Source organism: Micromonospora craterilacus, from assembly GCF_003236315.1.
GTDB classification, from domain to species: domain Bacteria; phylum Actinomycetota; class Actinomycetes; order Mycobacteriales; family Micromonosporaceae; genus Micromonospora; species Micromonospora craterilacus.
Genome location: NZ_POTY01000394.1, coordinates 1 through 3,421 on the forward strand (window position 1 = coordinate 1; position 3,421 = coordinate 3,421).

General features: G+C 67.5%; 2 protein-coding genes and 2 pseudogenes. 2 read left to right on the forward strand and 2 right to left on the reverse strand.

Annotated elements, in window-relative coordinates; translation table 11 throughout:
• Nucleotides 1-87, forward strand: a pseudogene (locus C1I95_RS36030) (IS5/IS1182 family transposase); the annotation flags it as partial.
• Nucleotides 88-600: 513 nt separating this feature from the next.
• Here C1I95_RS36030 and C1I95_RS32865 read toward each other — a convergent pair.
• Complete coding sequence (locus C1I95_RS32865) at nucleotides 601-1,791, reverse strand: ISAs1 family transposase (RefSeq protein ID WP_111219882.1); 1,191 nt, start codon at nucleotides 1,789-1,791, stop codon at nucleotides 601-603.
• A 184-nt stretch (nucleotides 1,792-1,975) separates the two neighbouring features.
• Nucleotides 1,976-2,098: pseudogene (locus C1I95_RS32870) on the reverse strand (macro domain-containing protein); the annotation flags it as partial.
• Between the two features lie 277 nt (nucleotides 2,099-2,375).
• On the opposite strand from C1I95_RS32870, the gene C1I95_RS32875 reads away from it, so the two are divergent.
• Nucleotides 2,376-3,095 carry a DUF8817 family protein gene (locus C1I95_RS32875; protein WP_111219884.1) on the forward strand — a complete coding sequence of 240 codons (720 nt, stop codon included), beginning with the start codon at nucleotides 2,376-2,378 and terminating at the stop codon, nucleotides 3,093-3,095.
• Nucleotides 3,096-3,421 lie beyond the last annotated feature (326 nt).

The window sequence follows — 3,421 nt, forward strand, 5'->3', positions numbered from 1 at the left end:
AACGTCAGCCTGTGTCCCTGGAGCATCGGCCGGATCACCGCCGCCGCCCTGGTCCTGCTCCACATCGACCATTGCCGCACGACATGATCACCCAACGCCACCAACCGTTACTCGGAAAGGCTCACTGGCACAGCCACTAATTGACCTCCTGCACCAACGGATGACCGAGGGACAACACGCCGCGGTGCACTGCCGCGCCGGCATCGGACGGGCGTCACTGATCGCAGCCGCCTGCCTCGTCCGGCTAGGCACTCCCCTCGACGAAGTCTGGCAGGTCATCGGACAGGCCCGAGGCGTGCCGGTTCCGGAGACTGACCAACAGCGACGCTGGCCGGAGAGACTCAGGCGGTAACTCGACCACTGCCGCGTACATCGCGCCTGGTAGACGACAACCCGTCGGGCTCCCCGACCCACGCGGCACAGCATGTGAGAAAGCTTGATGTGAATCCGGTCCAGCGACGGTGGACCGATGCTGCACCTCACCGACGACACGGTTTTGGCCGTCGGCAAAACCTGCACCGGCGAGGCATCTGGTCACATGCTGTGACGATGCGTGGCGGGCGATTCGCGGCAGACATCCGGACGGGGTCAGCCCCAGGATCATTGCGTAGTTGGGTGACTGCTGGTCACGGTGGTGATGAGGTCGTGGGGGCGGCGGTTGGCGCGGCGGGTGGCTCTGGCGATGTTGGTTTCGCCGTTGCCGCGGTGGAATCCGATGGCGGTGTTGCGTAGGACCGCGGCGATGGCGGGTCCGTTGCCGGTGCGTGCTCGGTGGGTGTCCTCGTGGAAGGTCACGTCGCGGACCCAGTGCAGCCGGTTCTCGATGTGCCATTCCAGGCGGGCCCATTCGTGCAGGTCGGCGGGTTGGGCGTGGGCGGCGGGCAGGGATGTCACAAGATAGACGGTTTCCCGGGTGCGCTTGCCGGCGATCACGCGGGTGCGGGTGATCCGGACGGCCTGCTGGGCGTGTGGGAAGCCGATCCCGCCGGGAGTCTGCACGGTCAACGCCTTGACGGTGCGGGTTTCACGGCGGCCGTGTCCGGTGTCGCGGTGTTGGTGCCCGACCGGCACCTGGGCCCAGGGCAGCTGCTTGAGGTGGGTGTGCAGGGTCGGCTGGTTGGCCTTGACCGACACGTACAGGTGCCCGCCGGCAGCGGCGACGGCTCGGGCGTGGGCGACCTGGGCGTGCAGCGCGTCGGCGACGATCACCACCCCCGCCAGGCCGCCCAGCCGGAGCTTGACCTGTTCCAGCAGTGGAGCGAACGCGGGAATCTCGTTCGACTTCGCCGCGACCTGGACCTGCGCCAGGACCACACCGGTGCAGGTGTCGTAGGCCGACAGCAGGTGGACCCGTCCCTCGGGCAGGACCGCGCCCCGCAGCACCTTGCCGTCAACAGCGATGACCCGCCGCACCGGTGGCGGCGCCGACACCCGGGAACACAGCCAGTCGGCCAGGACCGCCGTCAGCGTCTCGGCGTCGACGCGGACCAGCAGCCGCCACACCGTGCTCAACACCGGCACCCGGCCGGTGAACCCGAGCCGGCCCCACGCCGGCGCATCGAGATCGTCGAGCCAGTCGGCGATCGCGGCGAACGTGGCCGCTCCGGCCATCACCGCGCACACCGCGACCGCGAGCACACTCGCGAAGGGATACCGGACACCACGCGGGTCACGTGGGTCAGGCACCCGCGCCAAGGCCGCCAACAGGCCAAACGTCTCACCGCCAGCGGGCGCGGAGTCGGTCGAGGCAGGGGCGTGCTGACGGATCACGTCGATCAGCGATGATGACATGCGCGGGTGTGGTCCTTCTCGGTGTCATGTTGTCTCAGCAACTCCATGATCACCGACGGGCCACACCCGTTCCGCGTCACCCTCCACACAGGCCACGACACCACGTACGGCCAGGTCAGACGCACCTCAATTGACTACGCAAAGACCCTGGGGTCAGCCCGTGGCTGTCACTGCGGCTTGCAGGTGCTTCCGGGTGTCTTCGCCCGGCAGCACGGTGGACCGCGCCGTCGACACCCCCACCCCCGAGCAGTGACTCGTTCGCGGCCGTGACGATAACGTCCACGTCCTCCCGCGTGATGTCACCCATCGCGACCGCTATCAGCACAGCAGAATCCTGGCACACCAGACGAAGGCGCGCCCGCCCCCGTCGCCGAACCGGGCAGCCGTTCCATCGGGCCAGATCGACAATGCCGCGCGGCTACCGGGCGCCTGATCCTGGCGAGCCGTATGGCAGGCAGGAAGGCGCCGCCGCTGGTTCGGCTGGGCGGCGTTGCGTTCTGGGTCATCAGCCGATCGGATGACCGAAGGCGATGATCGGCTATTTCCATGTGCGACGGACACTCTGCGACGCCTAGGAAGGAGGCATGACCAACGAGGTGACCGTTCCCCTGCTGCCGTGCGCATCCATTGACGACATCGAAACCTTCTACGGAGTTCTCGGTTTCCGCACCACGTACAAGCAGCGCAAGCCCAACGCGTGTGTGGCGGTGCAGCGGGAAGACCTGCATCTGCAGTTCTTCGAGATCGCCGGATTTGACCCGGAGCAGTCCTACGGCTCCTGTCTCGTACTCACCGCGGACATCGAGGGACTACACCGGGCATTCGCAGCCGGCATGCGCGCCGCGTACGGCAAGGTACTGGTGTCCGGAACGCCGCGGATGACCCGGCCCAGGGCGCGGAAGAACGCCGACGGGGTGGGCGGGTTCAGCGTCATCGACCCGGGCGGCAACTGGATCCGCGTCTTTCGGGACGCCACCACCGCACCCATGCCGGCCACCACGCCTGCCGGGCGGCTGGCCAAGGCCCTAGCGAATGCAGTCGTGCAGGCCGATTCCAGGGGAAACGTCGGACAGGCCGTCCGGATCCTCGACAGCGCGTTGGCCCGCCCGCAAGCCGACGACGACCCGGTCGAGCAGGTAGAGGTCCTCGTCTACCGCGCCGAACTCGCGATGGTGCTGCACGATCCAAAGACCGCGGCCGAGATGCTGGCCCGCGCCCAGTCCGTCACGCTCACGGAAGACGAATCCGAAAGGGCGACACCCGCGTTCGACAACGCCGCCGAACTCGCAACAGCACTGCGGTGACTCACCACACGAACGCCTCCCTCAACTCGGCGGATCAGCACGTCACCGGCGTCGTCGACGGGTCGTTCCGGCTGACCGCCTGGGGTTCCACTCGGTGGACGGCTGGAAGGCACCAAACCTCCACTGACGTGGGCGGTTGGGTTTGGGTTGTACCGGGATCCACACGCCATCCCGCTCGGCTGATACGTGTGGTCAGCCCTTTCTGGTAACTTTTGGAGATCAACGACCGGCGTCAGCCCCGCCTGCACAACAGCGGCCTCGGCATGCACGACACCCGGAGAGCCCGGCGGAGGAGTCTGTGAACAAGACCGACCTCATGTCGAAGG